Origin of the sequence: Streptosporangium heterodermiicola (assembly GCF_051390675.1) — a bacterium.
Classification (GTDB): Bacteria; Actinomycetota; Actinomycetes; order Streptosporangiales; family Streptosporangiaceae; genus Streptosporangium.
In genome coordinates this window covers 1-421 of the sequence record NZ_JBPJSR010000118.1, presented here as the reverse complement: position 1 = coordinate 421, position 421 = coordinate 1, and the positions used below count along the sequence as shown (strand labels likewise).

1 protein-coding gene is annotated in these 421 nt (G+C 70.3%); it reads left to right on the top strand.

Features of this window, described 5'->3' with window-relative positions:
* Nucleotides 1–19: 19 nt before the first annotated feature.
* The coding region (locus ACSC1Q_RS43150; RefSeq protein ID WP_436764537.1) for an acyltransferase domain-containing protein at nucleotides 20–421 on the top strand (402 nt) is incomplete at its 3' end.

The following is a 421-nucleotide window of genomic DNA, read 5'->3' as shown; positions in this document are numbered from 1 at the left end:
CGCGGATCGGGAGGAGCTGGTGGCGGGCCTGCGTGCCCTGGCCGAGGGTACGACGTCGGGTGTGGTGGCCGGTGGTGGTCGGCTGGCGATGTTGTTCGCCGGTCAGGGGAGCCAGCGGGTGGGGATGGGCCGTGAGCTGGCCGCCGCCTTCCCGGTGTTCGCCGAGACGCTGGAGGAGATCTGCGCGCTGCTGCCGGGGTCGGTGCGTGAGGTGATGTTCTCCGGTCCGGAGGAGGTGCTGGCCGAGACGGGGGTGACGCAGCCTGCGTTGTTCGCCTTCGAGGTGGCCCTGTACCGGCTGCTGGCTTCGTTCGGGGTGACTCCGGATGTTCTGGTGGGTCATTCGGTGGGGGAGATCGCGGCTGCTCATGTGGCCGGGGTGCTCTCGTTGCCTGACGCGTGTGCTCTGGTCACGGCGCGG